This is a genomic window from Robertmurraya sp. GLU-23 (assembly GCF_052983275.1).
This window is the reverse complement of the sequence record NZ_JBRKCV010000028.1, coordinates 1-23,024: the sequence shown is the minus strand read 5'-3', so window position 1 is coordinate 23,024 and position 23,024 is coordinate 1. Positions and strand designations below refer to the sequence as shown.

Annotated in this window: 23 protein-coding genes; 10 read left to right on the top strand and 13 right to left on the bottom strand. The window is 34.1% G+C overall.

Going from position 1 to position 23,024, the window contains the following annotated elements; all coding sequences use genetic code 11:
* Positions 1–492: 492 nt before the first annotated feature.
* The 6 genes from ACVBAX_RS24605 to ACVBAX_RS24580 all read right to left on the bottom strand — a co-directional run bounded on the left by ACVBAX_RS24605 (position 493) and on the right by ACVBAX_RS24580 (position 5,844).
* A complete protein-coding gene (locus tag ACVBAX_RS24605; protein WP_447119540.1) occupies positions 493–1,920 on the bottom strand; it encodes an MATE family efflux transporter in 1,428 nt (475 codons plus the stop codon).
* Positions 1,921–2,539: 619 nt separating this feature from the next.
* Entirely contained in the window at positions 2,540–2,680 is a 141-nt protein-coding gene (locus ACVBAX_RS24600) for a YjcZ family sporulation protein (RefSeq protein WP_160548874.1), read from the bottom strand.
* A gap of 37 nt (positions 2,681–2,717) precedes the next feature.
* Positions 2,718–2,828, bottom strand: coding sequence for a YjcZ family sporulation protein (locus tag ACVBAX_RS24595; protein ID WP_160548875.1), 111 nt, complete (start codon positions 2,826–2,828; stop codon positions 2,718–2,720).
* Between the two features lie 694 nt (positions 2,829–3,522).
* A complete protein-coding gene (locus ACVBAX_RS24590; protein ID WP_160548876.1) occupies positions 3,523–4,239 on the bottom strand; it encodes a hypothetical protein in 717 nt (238 codons plus the stop codon).
* A 49-nt stretch (positions 4,240–4,288) separates the two neighbouring features.
* Positions 4,289–4,843, bottom strand: coding sequence for a hypothetical protein (locus ACVBAX_RS24585; protein WP_160548877.1), 555 nt, complete (start codon positions 4,841–4,843; stop codon positions 4,289–4,291).
* 110 nt (positions 4,844–4,953) lie between these two features.
* Complete coding sequence (locus ACVBAX_RS24580) at positions 4,954–5,844, bottom strand: multicopper oxidase domain-containing protein (protein WP_160548878.1); 891 nt, start codon at positions 5,842–5,844, stop codon at positions 4,954–4,956.
* Positions 5,845–5,984: 140 nt separating this feature from the next.
* Between ACVBAX_RS24580 and ACVBAX_RS24575 the strand changes: the two genes are divergently transcribed.
* Both ACVBAX_RS24575 and ACVBAX_RS24570 read left to right on the top strand, forming a co-directional pair.
* Entirely contained in the window at positions 5,985–6,896 is a 912-nt protein-coding gene (locus ACVBAX_RS24575; RefSeq protein WP_160548879.1) for a YIEGIA domain-containing protein, read from the top strand.
* Between the two features lies 1 nt (position 6,897).
* Complete coding sequence (locus ACVBAX_RS24570; protein WP_160548880.1) at positions 6,898–7,104, top strand: capping complex subunit for YIEGIA; 207 nt, start codon at positions 6,898–6,900, stop codon at positions 7,102–7,104.
* 459 nt (positions 7,105–7,563) lie between these two features.
* Here the strand turns inward: ACVBAX_RS24570 and ACVBAX_RS24565 are convergent, their stop codons facing one another.
* On the bottom strand, positions 7,564–7,806 hold the full coding sequence (locus ACVBAX_RS24565; protein WP_447119535.1) for a hypothetical protein: 243 nt from the start codon (positions 7,804–7,806) through the stop codon (positions 7,564–7,566).
* Positions 7,807–8,658: 852 nt separating this feature from the next.
* Here ACVBAX_RS24565 and ACVBAX_RS24560 point away from each other — a divergent pair.
* Positions 8,659–9,000, top strand: a complete 342-nt coding sequence (locus tag ACVBAX_RS24560) for a four-helix bundle copper-binding protein (protein WP_447119533.1) — start codon at positions 8,659–8,661, stop codon at positions 8,998–9,000.
* Between the two features lie 261 nt (positions 9,001–9,261).
* Positions 9,262–9,786 carry a CBO0543 family protein gene (locus ACVBAX_RS24555; protein ID WP_160548881.1) on the top strand — a complete coding sequence of 175 codons (525 nt, stop codon included), beginning with the start codon at positions 9,262–9,264 and terminating at the stop codon, positions 9,784–9,786.
* A 175-nt stretch (positions 9,787–9,961) separates the two neighbouring features.
* Here ACVBAX_RS24555 and ACVBAX_RS24550 read toward each other — a convergent pair whose 3' ends face one another.
* A complete protein-coding gene (locus ACVBAX_RS24550; RefSeq protein WP_160548882.1) occupies positions 9,962–10,153 on the bottom strand; it encodes a DUF2187 family protein in 192 nt (63 codons plus the stop codon).
* A 105-nt stretch (positions 10,154–10,258) separates the two neighbouring features.
* Positions 10,259–11,173 (bottom strand): F510_1955 family glycosylhydrolase, encoded by a 915-nt coding sequence (locus ACVBAX_RS24545; RefSeq protein ID WP_160548883.1) that lies wholly within the window; start codon positions 11,171–11,173, stop codon positions 10,259–10,261.
* Between the two features lie 421 nt (positions 11,174–11,594).
* Here ACVBAX_RS24545 and ACVBAX_RS24540 point away from each other — a divergent pair, with 421 nt between their 5' ends.
* The 3 genes from ACVBAX_RS24540 to ACVBAX_RS24530 all read left to right on the top strand — a co-directional run bounded on the left by ACVBAX_RS24540 (position 11,595) and on the right by ACVBAX_RS24530 (position 14,505).
* Complete coding sequence (locus tag ACVBAX_RS24540; RefSeq protein ID WP_160548884.1) at positions 11,595–12,959, top strand: sensor histidine kinase; 1,365 nt, start codon at positions 11,595–11,597, stop codon at positions 12,957–12,959.
* A 139-nt stretch (positions 12,960–13,098) separates the two neighbouring features.
* Positions 13,099–13,665 carry a TVP38/TMEM64 family protein gene (locus ACVBAX_RS24535; RefSeq protein ID WP_340906780.1) on the top strand — a complete coding sequence of 189 codons (567 nt, stop codon included), beginning with the start codon at positions 13,099–13,101 and terminating at the stop codon, positions 13,663–13,665.
* A gap of 426 nt (positions 13,666–14,091) precedes the next feature.
* On the top strand, positions 14,092–14,505 hold the full coding sequence (locus ACVBAX_RS24530; protein WP_160548885.1) for a cupredoxin domain-containing protein: 414 nt from the start codon (positions 14,092–14,094) through the stop codon (positions 14,503–14,505).
* Between the two features lie 267 nt (positions 14,506–14,772).
* On the opposite strand, the gene resA is transcribed toward ACVBAX_RS24530, so the two are convergent.
* Both resA and ACVBAX_RS24520 read right to left on the bottom strand, forming a co-directional pair.
* Complete coding sequence (resA, locus tag ACVBAX_RS24525; RefSeq protein WP_160548886.1) at positions 14,773–15,297, bottom strand: thiol-disulfide oxidoreductase ResA; 525 nt, start codon at positions 15,295–15,297, stop codon at positions 14,773–14,775.
* Positions 15,298–15,413: 116 nt separating this feature from the next.
* Complete coding sequence (locus tag ACVBAX_RS24520) at positions 15,414–15,821, bottom strand: GNAT family N-acetyltransferase (protein WP_447119528.1); 408 nt, start codon at positions 15,819–15,821, stop codon at positions 15,414–15,416.
* Between the two features lie 629 nt (positions 15,822–16,450).
* Between ACVBAX_RS24520 and ACVBAX_RS24515 the strand changes: the two genes are divergently transcribed.
* Complete coding sequence (locus tag ACVBAX_RS24515) at positions 16,451–17,551, top strand: D-alanyl-D-alanine carboxypeptidase family protein (protein WP_447119526.1); 1,101 nt, start codon at positions 16,451–16,453, stop codon at positions 17,549–17,551.
* A 265-nt stretch (positions 17,552–17,816) separates the two neighbouring features.
* Positions 17,817–19,388 (top strand): multicopper oxidase family protein, encoded by a 1,572-nt coding sequence (locus ACVBAX_RS24510; RefSeq protein ID WP_447119524.1) that lies wholly within the window; start codon positions 17,817–17,819, stop codon positions 19,386–19,388.
* Between the two features lie 173 nt (positions 19,389–19,561).
* Here ACVBAX_RS24510 and ACVBAX_RS24505 read toward each other — a convergent pair whose 3' ends face one another.
* Positions 19,562–20,536, bottom strand: a complete 975-nt coding sequence (locus ACVBAX_RS24505; protein WP_447119522.1) for a F510_1955 family glycosylhydrolase — start codon at positions 20,534–20,536, stop codon at positions 19,562–19,564.
* A gap of 652 nt (positions 20,537–21,188) precedes the next feature.
* Between ACVBAX_RS24505 and ACVBAX_RS24500 the strand changes: the two genes are divergently transcribed.
* Positions 21,189–22,880 carry a methyl-accepting chemotaxis protein gene (locus tag ACVBAX_RS24500; RefSeq protein ID WP_447119520.1) on the top strand — a complete coding sequence of 564 codons (1,692 nt, stop codon included), beginning with the start codon at positions 21,189–21,191 and terminating at the stop codon, positions 22,878–22,880.
* Positions 22,881–22,939: 59 nt separating this feature from the next.
* On the opposite strand, the gene ACVBAX_RS24495 is transcribed toward ACVBAX_RS24500, so the two are convergent.
* The coding region (locus ACVBAX_RS24495; RefSeq protein ID WP_251524369.1) for an IS3 family transposase at positions 22,940–23,024 on the bottom strand (85 nt) is incomplete at its 5' end.

The following is a 23,024-nucleotide window of genomic DNA, read 5'->3' as shown; positions in this document are numbered from 1 at the left end:
TTAAAGGAAATCCCTATAATGATGACTTTTCAGCTCAAAAAAAAGAGAGCTACATAGCCCCCGAATTACTCTATATTAGCAATTTTCGAATTTGTCGTTTCCACAAGAGCTTGACCAAGCCTTGGTAAAAGAAATGATAATTTGCGAAGTAACTCATAAAATATAGAATTGTTATTAAACTAAAGATACCAACTATGTTAATAAACTTTACAAGTGGTAAAACAGTTTTTGGAAACAATACGTTTTTAGCTCTCCGCCATTTTTTATTGCGAGTATCTGACTCAAAAAATAAACGTATTCTCAAAGAAAGTTGCAACGAGTATATCAACAACATAAATTAAAGATAGTACTACCCTATCGAAGCCCAAGATAGAGTAGTATCAGTATTACTATCTGATTAACTACCTAAAGCATTTCCAATGCTACTATTTTTATTAAATGGCCTCAATATATCCAAAATAAAAAGTTTTGTATATTCCCCCTTATAATTTGCTAGTAATTATTAACACATCCAGACATTGTTTCTTTAGTTGTTTGTGGATGACATTTAGACTCTACATCCTTTGTAACTGCAACCCAATTCCCACGTATAAATTGTAAAGTCAACACCACTGCTCTAAAAGCTATATCAATACCTATTGCCAGCCAAACACCCAAAAGCCCCCACTCAAGTTGAATACCTAATAAATATACAAGTAAGGTACGAACTCCCCACATTCCTACTGCTGTTAAATACATTGGAAATTTTGTATTATTCGCCCCTTGAAAGGCCCCAGTAAGAATAAGTAGCAATGCTAGGAATGGCTGAAATACACCAGATACTTTTAACGCTATTCCAATACTTTCAACTACTTCCTGATCATCAGTAAAAAAGCTCCCTGCCCAACTTCCAAAGAGAAAGAGTAATATCCCTAAAACGGTCATTGAACCTACTGCAATCCAAATACAAAGTGTTGCATATCTTTTAGCCTCAGGAATGTTTCCTGCTCCAATTTGCTGTCCAACAAGAATTGTTGCGGCAGTCGCAAAACCATATGCAATCATATAAGAAAAAACCTCAACGTTACCTGCAATCTGGTGAGCTGCAAATACATTTGTTCCTAGAGCGACTACAAACCCAAAATAAACAATTTGGCCAAGTCTCATAACTAATCTTTCGCCAGCTGCCGGACCACCAAGAGTAGCCAACTCCCACAAGTGTTCTTTGTCCGGCTTCCAATAATCCTTTCTAAAAGAAAGGATGGGTGAACGTCTTATATAATATAGTAGTGCAAAACTGCCGATTAATCTTGCGAAGACAGTGGCTAACGCTGCTCCCATTATGCCCATTTCAGGAATTAGCCAGAACCCAAAAATAAAAACATAATCAAGTATTGCATTTACAACATTAATTAAAATACTGACTTTCATTGGGGCTCTGGTATCACCAGCTCCTCTTAGTATTGCACTTAAGACAAACATTAGTGACATAAATACAGACGGAATAGCTACAATTCTAAAGTAGAGTTCCCCTGCTTCTAATACCTCAGCCTCAATTCCCATTAGTTTTAGCAAAGGTCCCGCAAAGAAAAAGGTAACAATTCCTGTCAATATTCCAAATATAATAGCCAATATAATTGATTGTTGGGAAATATGACGTGCTTTTTCTGTTTTTTTTGCTCCTATAAAATTGGATATTCGAACATTCGCTGCAACTCCTACTGCCATAAATATAGCAAAGTATATAGCCAGTACCGCATTCGTTACGCCAACTGCTGATACTTCAGCAAGTCCAATTTTAGATACAAAGTAGGTATCAATAAAACCTAGAATCGTCTGAAAAAAATTCTCTATAACAGCCGGCAATGCTAGTATTAGTATAATTTTTATCTTTCCCTTAGTATTTTCTTTGATTTGAATATTTCCTTCATATGTTCCCAATTTATATCAACCTCCTTTTACAATTTGAGAATATGTCGAAAATAATTTTATATAATTAATGTTACCCTTTGTGCTAGCTTTAAACCTTTTCCAAAATTCTGTTTTTATGAAGGAGGTGAACTATTGCCCTTTTGCACTGATACAATTACTAAAGTTTATAGACTTAAAAATTCAAATTATAAAAAAGCTGACAATCTAGACTTGATACATACATGGGCATAAAGACCAATTAGAAGCCTAATAAGAGCATCCAAGATATCCACTAGACCCTTCTTTTATTCAGTATGAATTCAAACATTTTTGGTCAATAGTATATAAGAGTTGCCAGCATAACTCTGTAACCTCTCCTAACATAAAAAGCTAAAAGGCACTCGTCACAAGTGCGTATACCCCTCGTAATATTAATTTAAAAATAGGTTAACCTAGCAATGATTACTTCACTGTAAGAGCAATAGCATTTAAAACATTAAACAATCCAAATTACTGCATCCATTTGTTTCTCCTTCAGAAAAGATTTTATAAGATTTCAAGACGAAAACAGGCTAACATTACGATAGCCTGTTTTCGTCTTGCAACCTCTAACAATATAATCAATAGTAATCACTGATTTTATAATGACTTAATACCATGCGGCTCCTACGATTATAAGTAAGATGAATAATACTACAATTAGCGCAAACCAACCCCAAGCTCCATAGCCAGCACCTGTAACAGGTGCAGCATATCCACATCCGTAACCATAACCAGTTCCAAATGCCATATAAATCCTCCTGACATTCATATTTTTATTTTATATCTTAATATCCGTATCCAACGAATGCGGCACCAACTACTATTAATAGGATAAATAGCACTACAAGTAAAGCGAACCCTGCACCATACCCTGCACCTGCAACTACTTCGCTCATTAATAACACCTCCATGTAAATTCATATTAATATATGTAACCCCCAAAAAATGAAATGGGTAGTGGCCGATTTCAGAGGTTTTTGGGCTCTTAGAATTTAATTCAATGATAATAATGCCGTCTTGACAGTTAAGGTATTAGGTGGGACAATAAATGGTTTTTTCTTGGAACTATACCTATACTATCCGAATTACCTTCCAGCTAAGAAGCGCTTCCGTTGAACCCTCTACTAACTTTCCCTTTTTTGTATTCTTTTTCATGAAAGTTGACCCTTTTTCTTAAGAATAAGGCCATCGAAACCACCAGCATTTAAATTTATCTGCAATACTCGTACTAATACTAATACATGGAACATAGCAACTGCATCGCAGGAAGATGTACCCGCATCTTTCATATAATTAAGTACATCCTTTTTAAACTCAGGAGAAATAACATGTATAGGTTTTCTTATAGCCTTCTTCCCCTGTATTTAATATAAACGGACCCCTCTTTGAATCATTGATACGAACTTAATATATCTTGAAGTTACGAATAACTATGTTTTCCCCCGATGTAAAGACGAGCAATAAACATTTTCTCTTCGGCAGTAAAATTAGCCATAAAAAACGCCCATAAATCGTTAGATTTGGTCTCTAACAATTTATGGGCAGTACAATTTGTCTATAATCTGGAACGAAATATATTTTATCTAATACCTAAAGATCTTTATTATCGTATTCTGACCTTACTTCTATCACATACGGAAAGACTGTAACTATCTCACCAAACTTAAACTCTGCCCATAACTTATACAAACCTGGTTTTTTAAATTGTGTCTGGAATGTCGTTTCATGATCTGATATTGGATGGACATGTAAAAATTGTTGAACTTCCTGATCTACTATTACAACATGTCCTAATGCCCCCAAGTATGGGGAAGGGGACTCATCCACATTAAAATTAAGAGTTATTGGCTCATCTGTTATTAAAGGTTTTGTTATTATTAATTCAACCGTTTTTCCATTAACTTCTTTTTTAAAGGTTTTATCCTTTTCTAAAGATGTTTTCTTTTGAGGTATATCCGAATTCATTTTTATTTGTAGGGGCTTTATTAAATACCCTTTTCCCAAAGGTTTTATGTCTACAAATGCTGTATATGCCGATCCCGACAATAAAATATTAGCTGTATAATCATTTGCATTTACCTTAAGCGGATGTAAGTGGTGGAATTCAGATAAATCATCACTCACTATGATTAAATGCATCATTTTTTCATGTGTTAATTCTAACTGCGGAGAGTTCCCCTCATCATCCAATAACTGAATTTTTACTGTTCCTTCTCTATATGAAATGCTTGTTTCTATTTCATCTCTTATAACATCTGGAATGTGATGATGACTATGAGTACTATGTTTATGATGACTTTGTTCCAAGATGACCCTCCTACTCTGTTACAAAATTAAATTGAATAGACTATTTAGTTTAATGGCCTTGGGCCATAATATGACTGTTGTTCATGTTTAGACTTTTTTGCGTTAATGGGTTCATTGAATGTGACTGCTCATCAACAGTTGCATCTGGATGAGACATCCACCCTAGTTGTTTCCCTAGCATATGGTATTGTTCTGCTATGTTCGATTGTTGTAATCCCATCTCTATATGCAATTGTTTTATTCTTGAATCCTTCATGTTATTTGCAGAAATAAAATTATTGTTAGCCAAAGCAGTAGCAGTGAAATGAGCATCCAGTAACATATCTATATCAGTTATACCAAGATTCACCCTATTTATTGCTTCTCTATAAAAATTAACAATTGGTGGAACTGGGGGCAAGTTAACTGACTGATTGTTTTTTGATGGATCAAGCAATTCGTTCATCACTACCACATGATTTTTTAATGTAGTCATTTGAATTTGAAGAATACTAGCAAGCCTTTCATCATTAGAGTTTTGCATATAAACTTTTACACGGCTTATTACTCCTTGATGAGCAGATAGATGGTTTGCCATTAGACCAACATCAATTGTTTTTGACATTTAAGAATCCTCCTCAGACGTAACTTATGTCTACTTTCCCCGATTTTCTAAGAAATATTCTTAATTAAAAAGACATAACTAATTAGTTATGTCCATCGGAGTACTAGCAATTAATAGCCTTTATATATTAATCTCGATATCATGCCACCGGGAGCCATCCCATTATTTGTTTGGTGGAAGGATTTAGTACCATTAATTGGCCACCTTCCCGGGTTTGTAGTTTGAAATTCAATTGAAGCCCTTCTGCCAGAAGGTACGTTCAAGGTATCTAACCATTCATTACGTAAAAAACCATCAACTTCAATTAATTGAAAATCATGTCCATGTACATGCATAGAATGTGAGGAACTAGACTTGTTTACAAACCGCATCCGTACTTTATCCCCATAATCTATATTTATTGGAGAAGTGGACGGAAATGCTTTACCATTAATAGTAAAAAAATTAGAGTTAATATCAAATTTTTCAGGTTGGAATACCCCTTTTTCTATTTTCCCTGGATGAGGTTGTGGTATTTCCCATTGTTGGAGCACCATAATAATATCTTTACTCGGCAAATAGTGTTCATTTTTAGGTAGTATAACCAGTGGACCAACTAATCCCTGTATTGTTTGTATAGGGTCCCCTGCATGATAAAAGAAAGTCCCACTTTGCCAAGCAGGAATTTGATAGGTATAACTTTCCCCGGGCTTGATCTTCGGAGTAGGCTCTATATCTGGTATACCATCCTGAGAATTGGGTTTAGATAAACCGTGAACATGAAGTGATGTTGGTTTATCTAAGTTATTAGTTACTTTAATATAAATCCAATCACCTTCCTCAACTATAATAAGAGGCCCAGGTGTACTACCATCATAACCTATCGTATCTAAAGTAACTTCATTAAGAATTTTATGTTTTATTGGTTCTACACTTAGTTCAAAGAAGCGCCCATATTGAACTTTTTTGTAAGAAGCTAATTTTCCATCCGGATATTGCAATTTACTCTCCCACTTAATCAATAATTCCACCCCCCGAAATATATATGATTTATAAAGGAGATTATGAATGCTTTTATCAGCTTTTTAGAATTATTAGGTATAGCCACTAGATTTTGGGTAAAATAATCTAACATAATTTCATTTTTATTGGGGGTCAGATAATGAAAGAACAATTATTATCAAGTAATGATCTAACCATAATCATAACAGCTATAATAATGGGATCATTGGGTAGAATACTAACAATTAAAGAAGATTATAGACAGTATCCAAGTTACCCTAATGGTTTTTTTATTCACATCATAACTGGATTTGTAGCTGCAGCGTTGGGTGCAGTTGCACTACCAGCTTTAATGACTAAAAACTTTGTTGCAGTTACATTCTTAACACTTGCCTTGCAACAATTTAGAGATGTACGAAAAATGGAGAAAGAGAGTCTTAATGATCTAGAGAATACCGAATACACATACAGAGGAAGTGCCTACATTGACGGTATTGCAAAAACATTTGAGGCAAGAAATTATATCGCTTTTACAACGGCTTTAGTCACTTCTATAGCTGTCTCCATTACACATAACTTTTCCTTAATTGATAACTTTTGGCTATGTGTACTATCTGGAATTATTGTAGGATTTGTGATTATGTTATTCCTAAAAAAGTTTACTAAAGGAAAGTCTATTGGAGACATAGCAGAGATTGAATTAGCTTCTATTCACGTTAAGGATTCTGAATTATTTGTTAATGATATTTACGTGAGTAATCTTTTGGGTACCGATAATGCTCAAAAGTTATTTCGAGAGGAAGGTTTAGCAGTTGTTATAAAACCCCACGAGAACCATTTCAGAATAAACTTAGATAATTTTGGCCAAAGGCAAGCAGCTTTATTTGAGGCTTGTAGAGCATTAGGGGTGAAACGCTATAGTTTTACCAGAAAGGATTACCTTTCAGGTCAGATAGTTATAACTTTGGTACCAATTAAAAATGAACCTAATGCACTGATTGAAGCTGTAAAAAAGTGTCCTTTGATTGAGAGTACAAAAAAAGCGCATTCTATTATGAAAGGAAGTATCTAGTTTGGGAAAAGAATCTTCAATGAAGCCAACTTACGATATACTGGCCTATCTTACTTCTAATAAAGAACGAGTAATTACAGGAAGCCCTTTAGTTATTTGGGAGAAGAATAGTGAAGAGCTTAAAGAATTGACCGGTGACCTTGCAAAGGCAATGAAAGCCGATGTTGTTAAAATGAAGAATGGAGATTATTTAGTTATTAGAGTATAGCTTTTAAATTAAGGATTTAACTTTCAAAAAAAGTACATAGAATGAAACCAACCATTTCGATATTATTGTAAGTATTATCCTACATTTAAGAAATTTAGATACTACCCTTTGATTTTTTTTGTGTATTGTAACTACCTTTTCAGTTTGTTGCATAGGTGTAAGATCCTGCCGATGAGACAGAAGAGACTTCCTAAAACCGTTTAGGTCCTTTTAATTGGCACAACAACACAACAAGAATTTTGATTTTTGGTCAACTGGTCACGGCTACAGCATCTATCAGGAGAGAACTAATTCCCCCTTAAACAAAGCTACACTTGTTCTTCGCTTTGACTTCGTAGAACTTTGACTTTCTTAAAAATTCTAAATTTTTAGTTGATTTTAATTTACTTTATAATTCTTCTCGTTATATTTAAAAGAAGAAAAATGGGAGTAAAGCTAATGCTGCGATTGTACCAAAAGCTATACCCCAGCCACCATAACCGTATCCTCTATACCCACGATATCCTCGATATCCGCCATAACCTCTATAACCACCATAACTAAATCCACCAAAGTTTCGTGATCGTTCAAGGGGTGTAAATAAACCTTGTTACGACTAACATGCTGAATGATCCCTTTATTAGTCCTGCCGTAATTGGTTCTAATTTCAACAGCTCTTCCTCTATATTTATTACACTGTGCATGATAATTTCCGGCTGACATTTTTGTTGTCACCTCCATATATTTACAAGGTATATGACATTATATGTATAAAATAGTTTACTGCAATGGACATATGTATTATGGTATAGGCGGAAATAAATTAACACTTTAAAAGTTAATCTCATCTAAACAGTGATTTTTTCATTACACCAATGGTAATAGGGAATACGATAGCAGATTAACCATATATTATTATAAACAAAACGAGAGGGAAGGGGACATTATCAGGAGTGTTTATAGGTTAACTGACAATTGAGCAAACTTTAAGACAAGAAACCGTAAAGCGAGGTCATAAAAGTGATTAAAATAAGATCGATTAAGATCAAAGAATGAGTAATACATCAAAATTAAAAATAGATTACATGAATATAAATAATATAACTATAAAAATGGGAGAATTTGAGGTAGAAGTGTAGATAAGATATGAACAGATAAAATCACTTTCATCTGTTCTTCTATGTGCGCCCGGCATGGGCATATTAGAATAGACAATTTTAAACAACAAATTGATCAAATCGATGAGCAAACTGCCACCGATTTCTCTCTTTCAGAAGATATAGATGATACACTCTTAGAAATACTCGAAAAACATGAAGAACTAAAAAAGGTTTATAAGGGTAAATTGGGTTTTCGTATTTTTAGATGTACTTAATTATGAAGGCACGTCTTCAGAGTATATATCAATTAGTTCTATCATTTTATTCCTATGTCACTGACATCTAAGATGTCGAACAAATTTACAAAATCACATTGAACAAATATTAGAAGGTAATGTTCTAAACCGATAACTGAATAATATACAGGTGATAGTAGAGAATAACTCTGTATTTAAAATCATTGGAGGTTTTAATATTGGGTATTTTATCTACTTCACCAAAAAACATGGATCATTGTATTGAAGTGTGTATTAAGTGTGCAAGAGCTTGTGAGGAATGTACAATCGCTTGCTTACAAGAACCTGATGTACAAGAAAGGATTCAATGTCTTCAAATGCTAAATGATTGTGCTGAAATTTGCCTACAGTCAGTTTCTTTCATGAGCAGAAACAGTGATTTTGCAGCTCAACATTGTCAGCTTTGTGCTGCTATTTGTGAAGCTTGTGCAGTGGAATGTGAAAAATTCAAAGATGACCATTGCCAAGAGTGTGCTAGAATTTGCCGTGAATGTGCAGAACTTTGTAGAAAAATGGCATAAATATTATAAACCCCCTTCACATGTGTTGGGGTTTCTTGATATTAATTTTACAGCGTCAATTTTTTTCTTTTATTATAATTAGCATGACCAACTCATCCTAATTAAACCCTATCCCTCACTTCATCATTATTAAGAGTTTTTCCTTAGTCCTCTCTTGTTCTGGAATGATCTCTGTTAAGAATTTTAATTGAAAAAGAAATTATATAAAATAGGTCGAATAAACAAATTATATAAATAACTAAATACAGGAGAAGAGGCCAAATGCAGAAGTTTTTTACAAGTTTTCACCAGACTCAAAAAGACCATTTTATTTATTGGTGCGAAAAAACATTGTGGCATTCAAAATTTTGGATTTTGCTTATACTTGCAATTCTTCCATGGTTATTTTGGTTTTTATTTCGAAAAAGAGGAAGTGAAGCAAGACTTTTATTGTCAGGGGGATTTGTGGCAATTATCTCATCATGGTTTGATTTTTTGGGGATATCATTGGGAATCTGGAGTTATAACGCAATGTTATTACCAACCATCCCCTCCTTTTTACCATGGGATTTTTCTCTACTTCCCGTTATTACTATGTTTTGGTTACAATATAAACCATCTTTAAATCTTTATTTTAAGGCAATAGTTTATTCTGGACTAACGGCATTTTTAGGTGAACCTTTATCTGAATGGATTGGATTGTATAATCCAAACACTTGGTCTCCTTTTTACTCCTTTCCTATTTACTTTTTGATTTATCTCGTTGCATACCGCATAAGTAAAACAATTAAATTTAATTACCTATAGTACTTGTATTAATGTGAAGATTATGATTATAAATTGTTGCTATGCAAAAGTTGCTCAAACCCTTTTTAACATGAATATGCAACAACAACGGGAGAAAATATGGCACCGCGGTACCCTCCTGGACTTGTTTAGGAGTTTGAATTCACAGATGAAGCTTTTATATTTCAGACATCTATTATTCATGAATAATGTAATTTGAATGACTAACGACTGTTTTATTATTTGCATAGTTTAATTTACTAGCATCGTCATATGATATTTCAACAATCACACTATTATCTCTCACACTTTCAACTAACCCTATTAAAAGGTACCCTTCTCTAACAAACTCAATCTGATCATTGATTTTCACTTTAGTTTTTTTCATGAAATCACTCCTATAAATGAAAACATAAAGGAAATTTTCCTTAATAATAATAAATTGAAATTCAGTCTTATTCCGTATAAATATAAGTTTAATTTAAATCAAGTTTTAATCTAGTTTTCCATATGATGAAATTTTGGTCCATTCCTTTCCTCTATTTAATGAAAGGAAAATGTCATCCCTTAATGTTGTGATAGTAATTTCCTCTCTATTTTTGGGGTTTGAAGATATATTTGTTATTGGATTTTCTTTTAGAAGTTCTGGCAAAGGGATCTTGCTAACTTGACTTGAATTCATACTCATTTCATTCAAGAAAACATCCTCTCCTTCAATTGATGAATAAAGAAGCGAGTTTTCCTCTACATAGACAGTTGTAATCATATTTGGTTCGCTAAGGAGCTTGAAATTATCACCGAAATCACTTGAATAAAACAGACCCTCTTTTGTAGAAACTGCTAGAATATTAGGTTCTGAAGGGTGCGCAGCAATCCTTGAAACTGCTTTGGTGTTAAGACCATAGAGTAGGCTTTGTGTCCATGTAACCCCCATATCAACTGAGTAGTACAGACCTTTATTTAATTTTTGATTGGGTATTTCATTAATGACATATAGACTTTGCTGATTGTAGCCGGCAGTGAGGTGGCTAAAATCTGTTTCACCATAAAATTGCCAAAATTCTATAGATTTGCCTTCATCGACACTCCTTACAATACCCAGTGGAGTTTTGATGTTTGAGTTAGAAGATTCGTAACCACTTGAATAAAATCCGTTACTCATTGCTTCAAATGCAATGTAATCGTGTTTATTATATCTGTCTTCAAACCAATTATCGTCAACATATTTAACTAAACCTTCATGTGTTGCAATATACAACTCACTCTCATTTCCCACATAACCTATACCATGTATATGGCTAATTTTTATTTCCTTTGCTGGTTTAAAGGAGGAGATTAATGTATTTTCTTTTGTACAACCTACTAAAAAGATGCCAATCAAAGTTGTTAAAAGAATCCCTACTTTCATCTATACATCTCCCTATGTTTATTATTTAGAATCTAGCAATACCTGTAAGGCATAAAAAAAATCAAAAAAGACTTGCTTAAAGAATGATCTGTTCTTTATTCGGAAATTCATCTATATTTTTCCAATCTAATTAGAATAACTTTAACTGTAAACACGGTATTTATAGTTTTATTGTTCCGAAATTTCCACTAAAAAATATGTATAGGAATTTTTCATTAATGTGAGTGCACATCCATTATAATGTATAATTTTGGAGAAAATGTGGAGAAAGAAATATTTGTTTTAACGACTCTAATGCAATTGAAAAACTTTCTTTATAACACTGAAATATATATTAATAATCAATTGATAACAATTTCTGCATAATTTCTTGAAAATCTTACAGTAAAATAAGGTGATATGACGAAATGGGTGATTTTTCTTGAAAAAGCTTTCAGTTAAGCTAGGTATTGTCTTTTTCTTTATTATTTTCGGACTCGAAACTTTTATGTTTTTTTTCCTTCATTCTGCATTGGTTGATTCCAGGGTTAAGGAGGAAATTTATGCATTACAAACTAGAGGAAACTCTCATAGGGCCATTCTTGAAATGCATTTTGATACACCAACTCTTAACCATGTTGCCCTAATGGAATCTGAAGCAGATACTGACGTGGTCATAACTGATGCCTCCAATAAGATTTTGGCATCTTCGGCTGAGAGTCAACATTTTTACAAATATATTAAGAAACAACCCACGAGCCTTCCACGCCAAGGGAGAATACTCGAAGAGAATTGGAGGAAAAAACCATATATTTCAACAGTAACTCCAATAAAAACAGATGAACAGGTCATAGGGTATGTTTATATGTTCCAGGACACAGAATCTGTCCAAACGTTAATCAAACGTTTGAACGACCACTTCCTTTTAGCTGGATTGATATTGGTCATATTAACCTTTATTATTATCATTCTGCTTTCAAAAGCACTTACCAAACCACTAATTGAAATGAAAGAGGCTACGTCCAAAATCAGCAAAGGAAACTTTCTAGTCACTCTTCCGAAAACAGGAGATGATGAACTTGGTGACCTTGGAAAATCAATTGAGTTGCTCGCAAAGGAACTTAATTATCTCACACGTGAACGAAATGATTTTCTTGCAAGCATCTCGCATGAACTTCGAACGCCGTTAACGTATATTAAAGGTTATGCAGATATAGTTTTGAAACGGAAACTCTCAGAGGAAGAGAATCAAAAATACCTTCACATCATCCTTGACGAGACAAAACGGCTATCCGATTTGATCAAGGATTTGTTCGAACTTGCAAAAATAGACAAAAATCAATTTGTTATTCAAAAACAAAAAATTAACATTGGGGAGTTTTTAGCGAAAATTGATCAAAAGCTATCCCCCGCTTTTGGTGAAAAGAATATGACGCTCCATATTTTCTGTACTGAGGATGCCAATTTATTCGCGGATCCCCTTAGATTGGAACAAATCATTTTTAATTTACTTGATAATTCTATTAAGTATTCTCCTGAAGGAGCCCGAACAGATTTGATTGTTTCCAGAAAAAAACATAAAGTCCAAATCACGATTAGTGATAATGGAAAAGGGATCCCAGAAGAAGATATTCCTTATATTTTTAACCGTTTCTACCGTGTAGATAAGTCCAGAACCCGCTCTCTAGGAGGAACAGGACTCGGGCTTGCGATAGTAAGAGATTTGGTACATGCACATGGTGGCACTATTGAAGTAAAGAGCAAAGAAAATTCAGGCACGGAATTCAATTTGATTTTTAGGGGCTAAAACATGGAAAGCTTATTGTTTGTTGTCTTAAACCATGTAGTATTGACTTATTTTTTTATATAACAATTTAATGAAAATATTCGCAATACTAGGTTTGTGAGCTGAGCTGACGAAATTCGCCGTGGTTACAAAGGGGTTAATGAAAATAGAAATGGAAGAATATTTACTCGAGTGGTTACCTAAAAATCCTATACTTATAGTCTTAATTAGTTTGACTCTAAATATCATTGTTGCCGTCTCGGGTGTGCTTCCGAGCGCCTTTCTTACTGCTGCAAATATTACTCTATTTGACTTTAGATCAGGTCTCATCCTATCCATAATAGGCGAAGCTGTAGGAGCAATAATTAGTTTTATCCTTTATCGAAAAGGACTGTCCAAACTAACAAGCCATGTTCAACTCAACAATAAGCTATTAAAAAAGCTACAAGCCACAAAAGGTGTTGAGGCCTTTCTTTTGGTAGTAATCCTAAGAATAATGCCTTTTGTTCCCTCCGGGGTAGTGACCTTGGCTGCTGCATACAGCAAAATGGCACTAATATCTTTCTGCCTTGCTAGCACATTAGGAAAAGTACCCGCTTTGTTTATTGAAGCGTACAGTGTTGATAGACTTCTTGACTTAAGTACAGAGTGGCAGATTTTCTCATTAGTATTGGGACTTTCAGTATTCACTTTGTATTATTGGGTAAGAAAAAGAAAGCATGCCTAAAAATACTTTACCTTAACCCGAGCGAGATTATCCTCATATACCTGGTATGCCTACAGCCGATGCTCTGTCCACAGCACCGGCCCCTCCGGAAGCATAAAGAAAATTGATATCTCGCTAACCACTGTTTAAAGCACACCAAATGATAAATATAGTTAGAATAAATTTATTGGTTATCTTTGAATATTTCACCAAGTTCCCCCATTAAATTAAATTATCCTCATGTTTTGTATAAGAAAAATTTGATAAATTTCCATTACATAAACAATAAAAAAGATTGAATTCCCATTCCTCCTTCAAAAAACACGTCAAACAAAAAATAAATTTGTTTAAAAAGTAAATGTTCACATAATTGTCACTCTTTTTCGATAAAAAATAGATACTTTTTAATTACGATTGTCGTTGAAAAGTTAAAAGGGAGGAATTGGCTTGAAAAAAAAGGGGTTCTTATCACTACTATTTTTAGGTTTGGTTTTACTGCTTGCAGCATGTAGTGGAAATGAAAGTAGTGAGCCAAATAATAATGAAGAAACTGCAGAAAATCAGACAAGTGAACAATCAGAAGATACGGGTTCTCAGGATGCTTCAACTATTAATATCACAGCAAGTAACTGGGAATTTGATCAGTCAGAAATTACTGTTAAAGCCGGTGAAGAAGTGAACATTGCTCTTACAAATAGTGAAGGATATCATGGACTAGCAATTGATGAATTTGATATTGATATTCAAGGAGATGGGATGGCGACATTTACACCTGAAGAACCAGGTGAATATAAGATATATTGTAGTGTTCCGTGTGGTAATGGACACGCTACCATGGTGACAACCTTAATTGTAGTATAAACTGTACTTAACAGTATTAGTTATCCATAAGGGTTTTATCCTACTAATACTATAATAGTTAAGTAGCTCTTTGTATGTAATAAATATAAGGATTTATTATGGTTATTATGGAAGTAAAATTCTGATTCTTTGACCCTTTCTTCCATTAGTAAGTTTACCTACACTGTGTGCCATCTGTAATGGAAGTAAAATTTGTAACATGGTTATTAAAAAAATCCTATAAAGAGAAAAAGGTATCCAACTAAATATTTGGATACCCTCTCTCTTTTATGATAGGGAAATGGATGTCAAGTGATTAATAATATCTTGCTCAGTCAAAGTACCTGTTATAGAATCAACTATTTTTCCTTCGGCATCTATTAAAATAGTGGTTGGAATTGGACCAATGTTATATAAATCTACTATTTCACTTTTACGGTCCATAAGGATTGGAAACGATAATCCATGCCTCTCGACAAATGTAGAAACCGAAAGATCACTCTCTCCTATATTTACTGCAAGAATCTCAACATTCTTCTCTTTGAATTTAGAATATTGGTTCTCCATATAAGGCATTTCTTTTTCACATGGTTTACACCAGGTTCCCCAGAAGTTTAGAAAAACTCCCTTGCCTTTTAATTCGGATAGTCTTACTTCCTTCCCATCAAGTGTTTGTAAAACAAAGTCAGGTGCATCCGAACCTTTTTTAATATCGCCTTTTTCTTTAGTGAAATTAGCATATACTGTAAAAACAACTGCAAATAAGAGAACACATAAAATAACAGTACGGAAAACTTGTCTTTTATTTTTCAAGAAACTCCTCTCCTTACTCACTATGCAATAAAAATCAATTACAAAATATTTTTTCACAAACCAGTAAGACTTTCAGATTTCAAAGTACCCTTTGTTATATTATCTAATTACTTTTTTTAATCTTTGATTGATAGTTGAAAGGCTTTTACAATTATTCCATCATCCGCGGGCTGAAAGTCATATTTTGGTATCCTCACAAATCCAAGTCGATTATATAGCCTCATGGCGGTTATCATAAAATCTGCTGTATGTAAACCAACATGTTGGTAACCTTTCGTTTTCACTCTAACTATGCATTCTTTTATTAAGGCTTCAGCAATCCCTTGACCTCTATATTCCTCATTAACAGCGAGCATTCTTATTTCAGGATAATCTAACATATTAGTAAACCCATCATAGACATTTGATTTTGAAGGGAATATAGCAACACTTCCTACTATTTTACCATCTAGTTCAGCGGCTAATAGTTCTACATCTGGTTGTTCGTCAGTGTCCGATGAAATTGCTTTCTTTAGACTTCCCAATGCCCTTTAGGTATACTATTTTCATGTTCTTCATATGCCTTAACTCTTTCCCTTCGAATTATTTCAACTTCATTGCTTGCAGCCTTTCGAATTTTTACCATTTGTATACGCTCCTCTTTTTCAATCAAATTTTTAATATAAGTGGATTATAAAGTCTTAGATACTGATAAAAAATCTAAAAATCTATAAATATCAACCCAATATTCCAGTGTCCACTACTTGTTGCTCTTCATCCTATGAAACAAAATAGGATATATTTTTTTCAACTGTTTGTTTGTAATGAAAAAGCACCCCAAAAAAATAAAGGGTGCTTTAAGGGGGTGTCCTAGATTTTAATCATATCATCTACTTTTGCAGAAACTATGGATTTTTAAACATATTTAAAATTAATATAATTAATACAAGTGTATTGTTTCTATAGGAATCCTTCCAAATTTATATAAAAACTTTCTTAGAAAAAAGTAAAGGAAGTTAATATAGTTTTAGTTCATATTTTCCCTAGAATGTACATACAGATTTACTAGACAAAAAAATACATTCTACTAGAATTCTAAAAAATTTAAAGTCTAGTTTCACTTAACATTCATCTTAATAATTAATTAAAGCAAAAGAAACTTGGGGGAATCAAATTGAAAGCCTACATTATTAATAAACCATTTATCGTTATTACACTGATTTTTGTATTTTTGTTTATATTTAGTGAAAGAATCTATGCTCAAGAGCATTCATATCAGGAAATAAATGCGGATTCTTATATAGTAATTGATAGTAAAACTGGTGAAATCATAATAGAAAAAAATAAGAATAAACAACAATTTCCTGCAAGCATAACCAAAATAATAACTGCTATTATAGCTATTCAGGAACGAGATATAAATGAAACGGTAACAATTTCTGAACACGCACAGAATACGGAAGGTACCAGTCTCTCGTTAATAGCTGGTGATAGATTCTCTTTAAAGGATCTACTATATGGAATTATGTTACATTCTGGTAACGATGGTGCTGTAGCAATTGCTGAACACATCTCCAATAGTGAAATGGAATTTGCAAAGAAAATGACGTCTTTTGCAAGATCAATTGGAGCGAATAATACCCAATTTACAAATGCAAGTGGACTCCCTAATAACAATCACTATACTACAGCGTATGATATGGCAATTATTACTCGATATGCAATGAAGAACAGTGTTTTTAAAGAAATTGTACAACATAAACAGTATACCTGGGATAGTCATTTCTGGAGAGATGACTTAATGGAACATGAAAAGATTGATGCCTCAAAATTAGGGATACAATGGGAAGGCGATCCGAAAATTGTTAATCATAATCTTTTACTTGATTTGTATGAAGGAGCGACCGGGATTAAAAATGGGTTCACTCATGAAGCAAGGTACACATTAGTAGGTTCAGCTAAAAAAAATGGGACGGAATTAATTGCCGTACTTCTAAAATCTAAGGATTCTGATACAGCTTACAAAGACATGACTAACCTGTTAGATAGTGGGTTTAAAGTAATTGAGGAGAATTCAAATAATTTAGCTGTCAACCAAGAAGATGAATTATTACGTAATCAGGGACAATTGAGTAGCCCAGAAAAAGAAACAGTCAAAAAACAAAGTAATATTAAAGCCATGATGAATAATTTCTACACATTACCATTGACGGTGTTAATAGTTTCTTTGATTATCCTACTTATAATAAAAAGAAAGCAAAATAGGTGTTTTTAATATTGGTTTGATACTAATTTAAACTATAGTTTCTTTTAAGAATAAACTAACAATCATTCCTTTTAGATCATTTGAATAGGCTTTCCATTCCCCATCAACTAAGGAGCGTTTATCTCGCTCCCCTCTCCTTTTATTTGTTCTTGATTGAAGAATTCAAATTAATTTTATGTATTTTACCCTCTTTTAAATTTTTGTGGGAAATTCATAATTTCTGCAACTATTTTTGTTACCATCAACAATATGAAAAATATTGGAGGTGGCTTCGATGAAGCTTAAATATGTAGCTTTTCTTTTTTTCTTAGTCCTTATATTAGGAGCATGTTCTAACCAAAGCAACACTGATGAAGGTACAAAGAATGAGGAAAAACCAAACACTACAGGAGTAGAGACAACCAGTACCCAAGTACTGACAGGCAATGAAATTTCATTAGTTGCAAAAGAAGCAGATCACCAATTAACTACTGACGTAAAAGTAGATGCTTGGACTTTTAATGGTTCTGTACCTGGTTCACAAATACGTGTTAAAGAGGGTGAACAAGTAAAGATTACATTAAAAAATGAATTGCCAGATCCTGTATCAATACACTGGCATGGTCTTCCAGTTCCTAATGAGATGGATGGTATACCAGGCGTAACTCAAAACGCTGTTCAGCCTGGTGAAACATTCACTTATGAGTTCACAGCCTCAGTAAAAGGGACATATATGTACCATACTCACCAGGACGGTGTAAAACAGCTTGATAAAGGTCTTTATGGATCCTTTATCGTTGAGCCTGAAGAAACAACATATGACCGAGATTATACTCTCATGCTTGATGAATGGATGAGTAATCCAGATGAAGCTTCAATGGAAGAAATGGGAGATATGGAGGGTATGGATCATAGCAACATGTCTGGCATGAGTTCCGAAGACAATACAGAAGAAAACGAAGATCGTAGTGACGGTGGCATGGAAGCAATGGAACACAGTATGGATAGCTATGACATCTTCACCATTAATGGAAAAAGTGGGGATTTGATTGAGCCTCTTAAGGTGAAGGAAGGCGAAAAGGTTCGAATTCGTCTAGCCAACATAGGATTCATGTCTCACAAATTCCATCTACACGGACACAAGTTTAAAGTGGTAGCTATCGATGGGCAAGAATTAAATGAACCACAGGAAATCGAAGATGAATTATTAACAATTGCACCTGGGGAACGGTATGATATTGAATTTGTCGCTGATAATCCAGGTGAATGGTTCCTAGAATGTCACGGCGACATGGAAGGCACGGATGGTATGAAAACAAAGATTCAATACGAAGGAAATACGAAATCAACTGATGAATCTAATCAAAGTGAAAACCTTCCAGAGTTCACTTTCACTAATTACGGTGTTGCAAAGGATGGAGAATTTACGCTAGACCAAAACTTTGATTTAGAGTACACCATGAATCTGAATACAGAAATGGATAATAGTGAGATGGTGTATACCATCAATGGAAAAACCTTCCCTGATACAGAAAATATAGTGGTTAAAGAAGGTGACAACGTCAAGGTTAAGTTAGTTAATAATTCGGAATCAGATGATCATCCAATGCATCTTCATGGACAGTTCTTCCAAGTTCTTAGCAAAAATGGTAAGCCAATCGAGGGCTCTCCTATCATAAAAGATACAATTAACTTAAAACCTGGTGAAGAATATGAAATTGCATTCAAGGCTGATAATCCAGGAAACTGGCTTTTCCACTGTCATGACTTGCATCATGCTTCAGCTGGTATGGTAACGTTAGTATCGTATGAGGGCTTTAAGCCAACCTTCACACCTGATCCAGAAGCTGGAAATAAACCAGAATAACAGTACTAGCGGTCGCTTAAATAGTGACCGCTTTTTTTGATATTAAGAGAAATGAAAGCAAATATTAGTTAGCTACAAACAAAAGCCTTCAGTATTTAATATATCTGAAGGCTTTTGCATTGCTAGTCAATATATATACAGAGTTCATTTTTTTTGTAACAAAAAGACATACTTTATTGAATCTTCCCATCCTCTACAAGTAGATTCCATTTATTTGATCCATCAGTTGACTGATATATATTACCGTTAAATGTAACAATAAAGAACTCTGATTCTTTTTTAGGGTTCTGAGCAATGTACATGATCGCATCCTCCTTTAATTCAGGAAGCGATAAATCCTCTTCAGCCCCTCCTTGTAACGTTCGTTTTACAAGTACCGCGCTCCCATTATATCCTCCATAGAATAGGGCATCCTCTGTAAAGTACACTGAGGTTCCTTGGAGTCCCTCACTGATCAGGGTAAAACTCTCTGCCTTATCCTCAGATAGATATACTCCCTGCATACCTACAGCCGCAACTAAATTAGCATTTGTTGGATGCACGGCAATGCTTAAGATTTGGTCTTCCAACCCCTTTGCACTGACTTTTTTCCACGTTTTAGCCATATCCTCACTCAAATAGAACGAATTTTCTTCCATCAAAGAATTCTTTTGACCATTTAATAAAACTATTGTTTCATTCTTAAAACCTACTCCCATTGCATGAAAGTCGGATTCACCTTCAAGGGTAAGGGACTCTAAAGTTTGCCCCCCATTAGTCGTTTGAATTATCCCAACAGGATTTGGTAGAGTGGAGTCAGAACCTGGATGACCGCTTGATAAGAATCCATTTTCAGTAGCATTAAAGCCCATATAATCATTATTCTCCTCTTTTGTCTTATACCAGTTTCCATTATCGAAAACTTTTAAACCATCATGAGCTGCAAAATAAACGGCACCCTGATTCCCTGCATATCCCATTCCATGGATATGGTCAATCTTTCCATCGAATAACTCATAAAAATTATTGGAAGCAATACTAGTTGAAGAATTTCCAGTCTCTTTTGTTTGCTCATTACTACTTTGTCCTTCTCCAGTGTCCTCCTGATTACATGCTGTCAATGCAGTAATCATTACAAATGCTCCTAAAACAATTAATATTTTCTTCATTTTTGTCATCTCCTAGATATTCTAAAATTTATTAATATCAAACTCCGATCATTATATTGAAACAGAGGCCCTAGCTCTACAAGAATACCTTTTTCTCTCTTAGTTTGGTATATTAGATTACCGTCTTTCTTTATTAGTTTTCTTCTTAATTCTAGCTTTAATTAATTAATTGTTATATCCCCTTCCTTAACCTCTTCCAATGCTACTTTTATCTGATTTTTATTAACATATTTTTCTCATCTAGTTCTTACTTCTTACCCACTAAGAAAGTTAAATCCTTAAGTACCAAAAATTTTTTTGCCTTTCTTAACCTCATTGTTTGAAGTTCTTTTTATTCTTTCAACCCCCAAATAAAAATCTAATTTTTACTATATCGTTAAATTATCGAGAAAGTGTGCAGGCAAATATTCTTCACCATTTGACTAACACATATTTAATCAATAGAAGCCTATATAAAAAAACATTCGTTGCATCAACAGAAGTAAATTAATAAAAGTCATACATTTTCTATTTGTATTAATTTTTTCTCCTTAGTATGAGAATGAATAGGGACTTTAAACTCAAACGTTCAAGAAATGTTGTGACTATCTTCATATTTTTTGGACATTTTTATTATATTCTTAGGATAAATACTATAAAGGAGAAAACATATATGAAAATGAATCTTCAAAAGAAAATGTTTGGCGGTTTTTTTATAATAGTTTTACTGTTAGGATTGGTTTCAGCTATTGGATTATATGAAATTACCTCTGTTAATAAATTATATAGTGACCTGGTGGATGAACGCGCTCTAAAGGCAATGATAACAAAAGACATGATGTCCACGGTAAATGGACAGCAAAAGTCTTTTATTAGTTATCTTCTTACTGGAAATGATGAGGATTTAAAAGCTTATCAAAATGCAGAAAAGGACTATGAAGAATTAAAAAACACACTAGGATCTCTCATATCCTCTGATGCAGAAAAAGAGCTTTTCGTAGAAATGAATGAAATGAATGCTCATTATGCAGAAACTGCAGTTCAATTACTCACACTTAAAAGAGAGAACAATATAGAGGAATATACTCGCATTGCTTCTGAACAAGGTGCGGAGCATGGAGATGAATTCATGAGGTCTGCCTCAGAAATGGCTAATTTACAGGAGGAACTGTTAGAGAAGGAACATCAGACTACAACACAAAAGGTTAAGAATATAAAAATACTAACTTTAATTATTAGCTTAATAGCTCTTATATCAGGTATTTTCATTGCACTTTATATGGGTAGGATTATAACAAAACCCGTTTTGAAAATTGCCCGTGTAGCCGAACAGATTGCGGAAGGAAACCTAACCATTGATGACCTAATGATTAATAATAGAGATGAGATTGGAGATCTAGCCCTTTCTTTTAATAAAATGAAGAAAAATCTCCATAGTTTAATCCAGCAGGTCGCCCTTAGTTCAACAGAAGTAGCTGCTTCTTCCCAAGAACTTACCATAGTTGCAAAGGAGACAACAGAGTCAGCAAATCAAATAGCAGCCTCTGTCCAGGAAGTATCTATTCGATCTGAAGCAGCGTTGGAAGGAACAAAGGAGAGTGTAAAAGCTATGGGGGCAGTTGCAAGTGATGTACAACGAATTGCTGAAACGGCCACTATGGTTTCTAATTCATCCGTTAGCGCCTCTCAACAAGCTAATAAAGGCAATGAAGAAATACAAAAGGCAGTATACCAAATGAATTTGATTGATCAATCCGTCCGAAATATTGCCTCTGTTATTGAACAATTGGGATCAAGGACTTCTCAAATAGGAGAAATTATCGATGCCATTACCGATATTTCATCTCAGACTCAATTATTAGCTTTGAACGCTACTATTGAATCCGCGAGGGCTGGGGAACATGGAAAGGGTTTTGCAGTGGTAGCAAATGAAGTACGCAAATTGGCGGAGCAATCGGCTGAATCTGCAGATATGGTAGCTAAGCTTATTAAAGGGATACAGGACGATACCGTATCCGCTGTTCAAGTAATGAGCAGGGGGACAAAAGAAGTAAACACAGGGTTGCTGATGGTAACCAAAGCGGGCGAGGCCTTTCAAACTATTTACGCAGCTATTCAAGATGTAGCAGAACAAACACAACAAGTATCGACTGCTTCTCAACAAATCTTTAAGACCACCAAACAAGTGGCAGCTTCTGAGGAAAATGTAGCAAGACTAGTCAATCAGTCTGCAGGGAATGCACAAACAGTTGCATTATCTTCTCAACAACAATTAACCTCTCTAGAGAATGTTGCATCCTCAGCAGACTCATTACGTAATATGTCCGAGACTTTACAAAAAACAATAAACAATTTTAAGATTTAAACAAATGAAGAGGTGCCCTTAAACTGGCACCTTTGTCAAGGACACTATAAAAAAAGAGACTAAGCAGCTAAAAGATGATTCCTAAATTGAATAGGAGTCATCTTTTTTAAATTCCATTGATAACGATAGTTGTTATAGTAAACC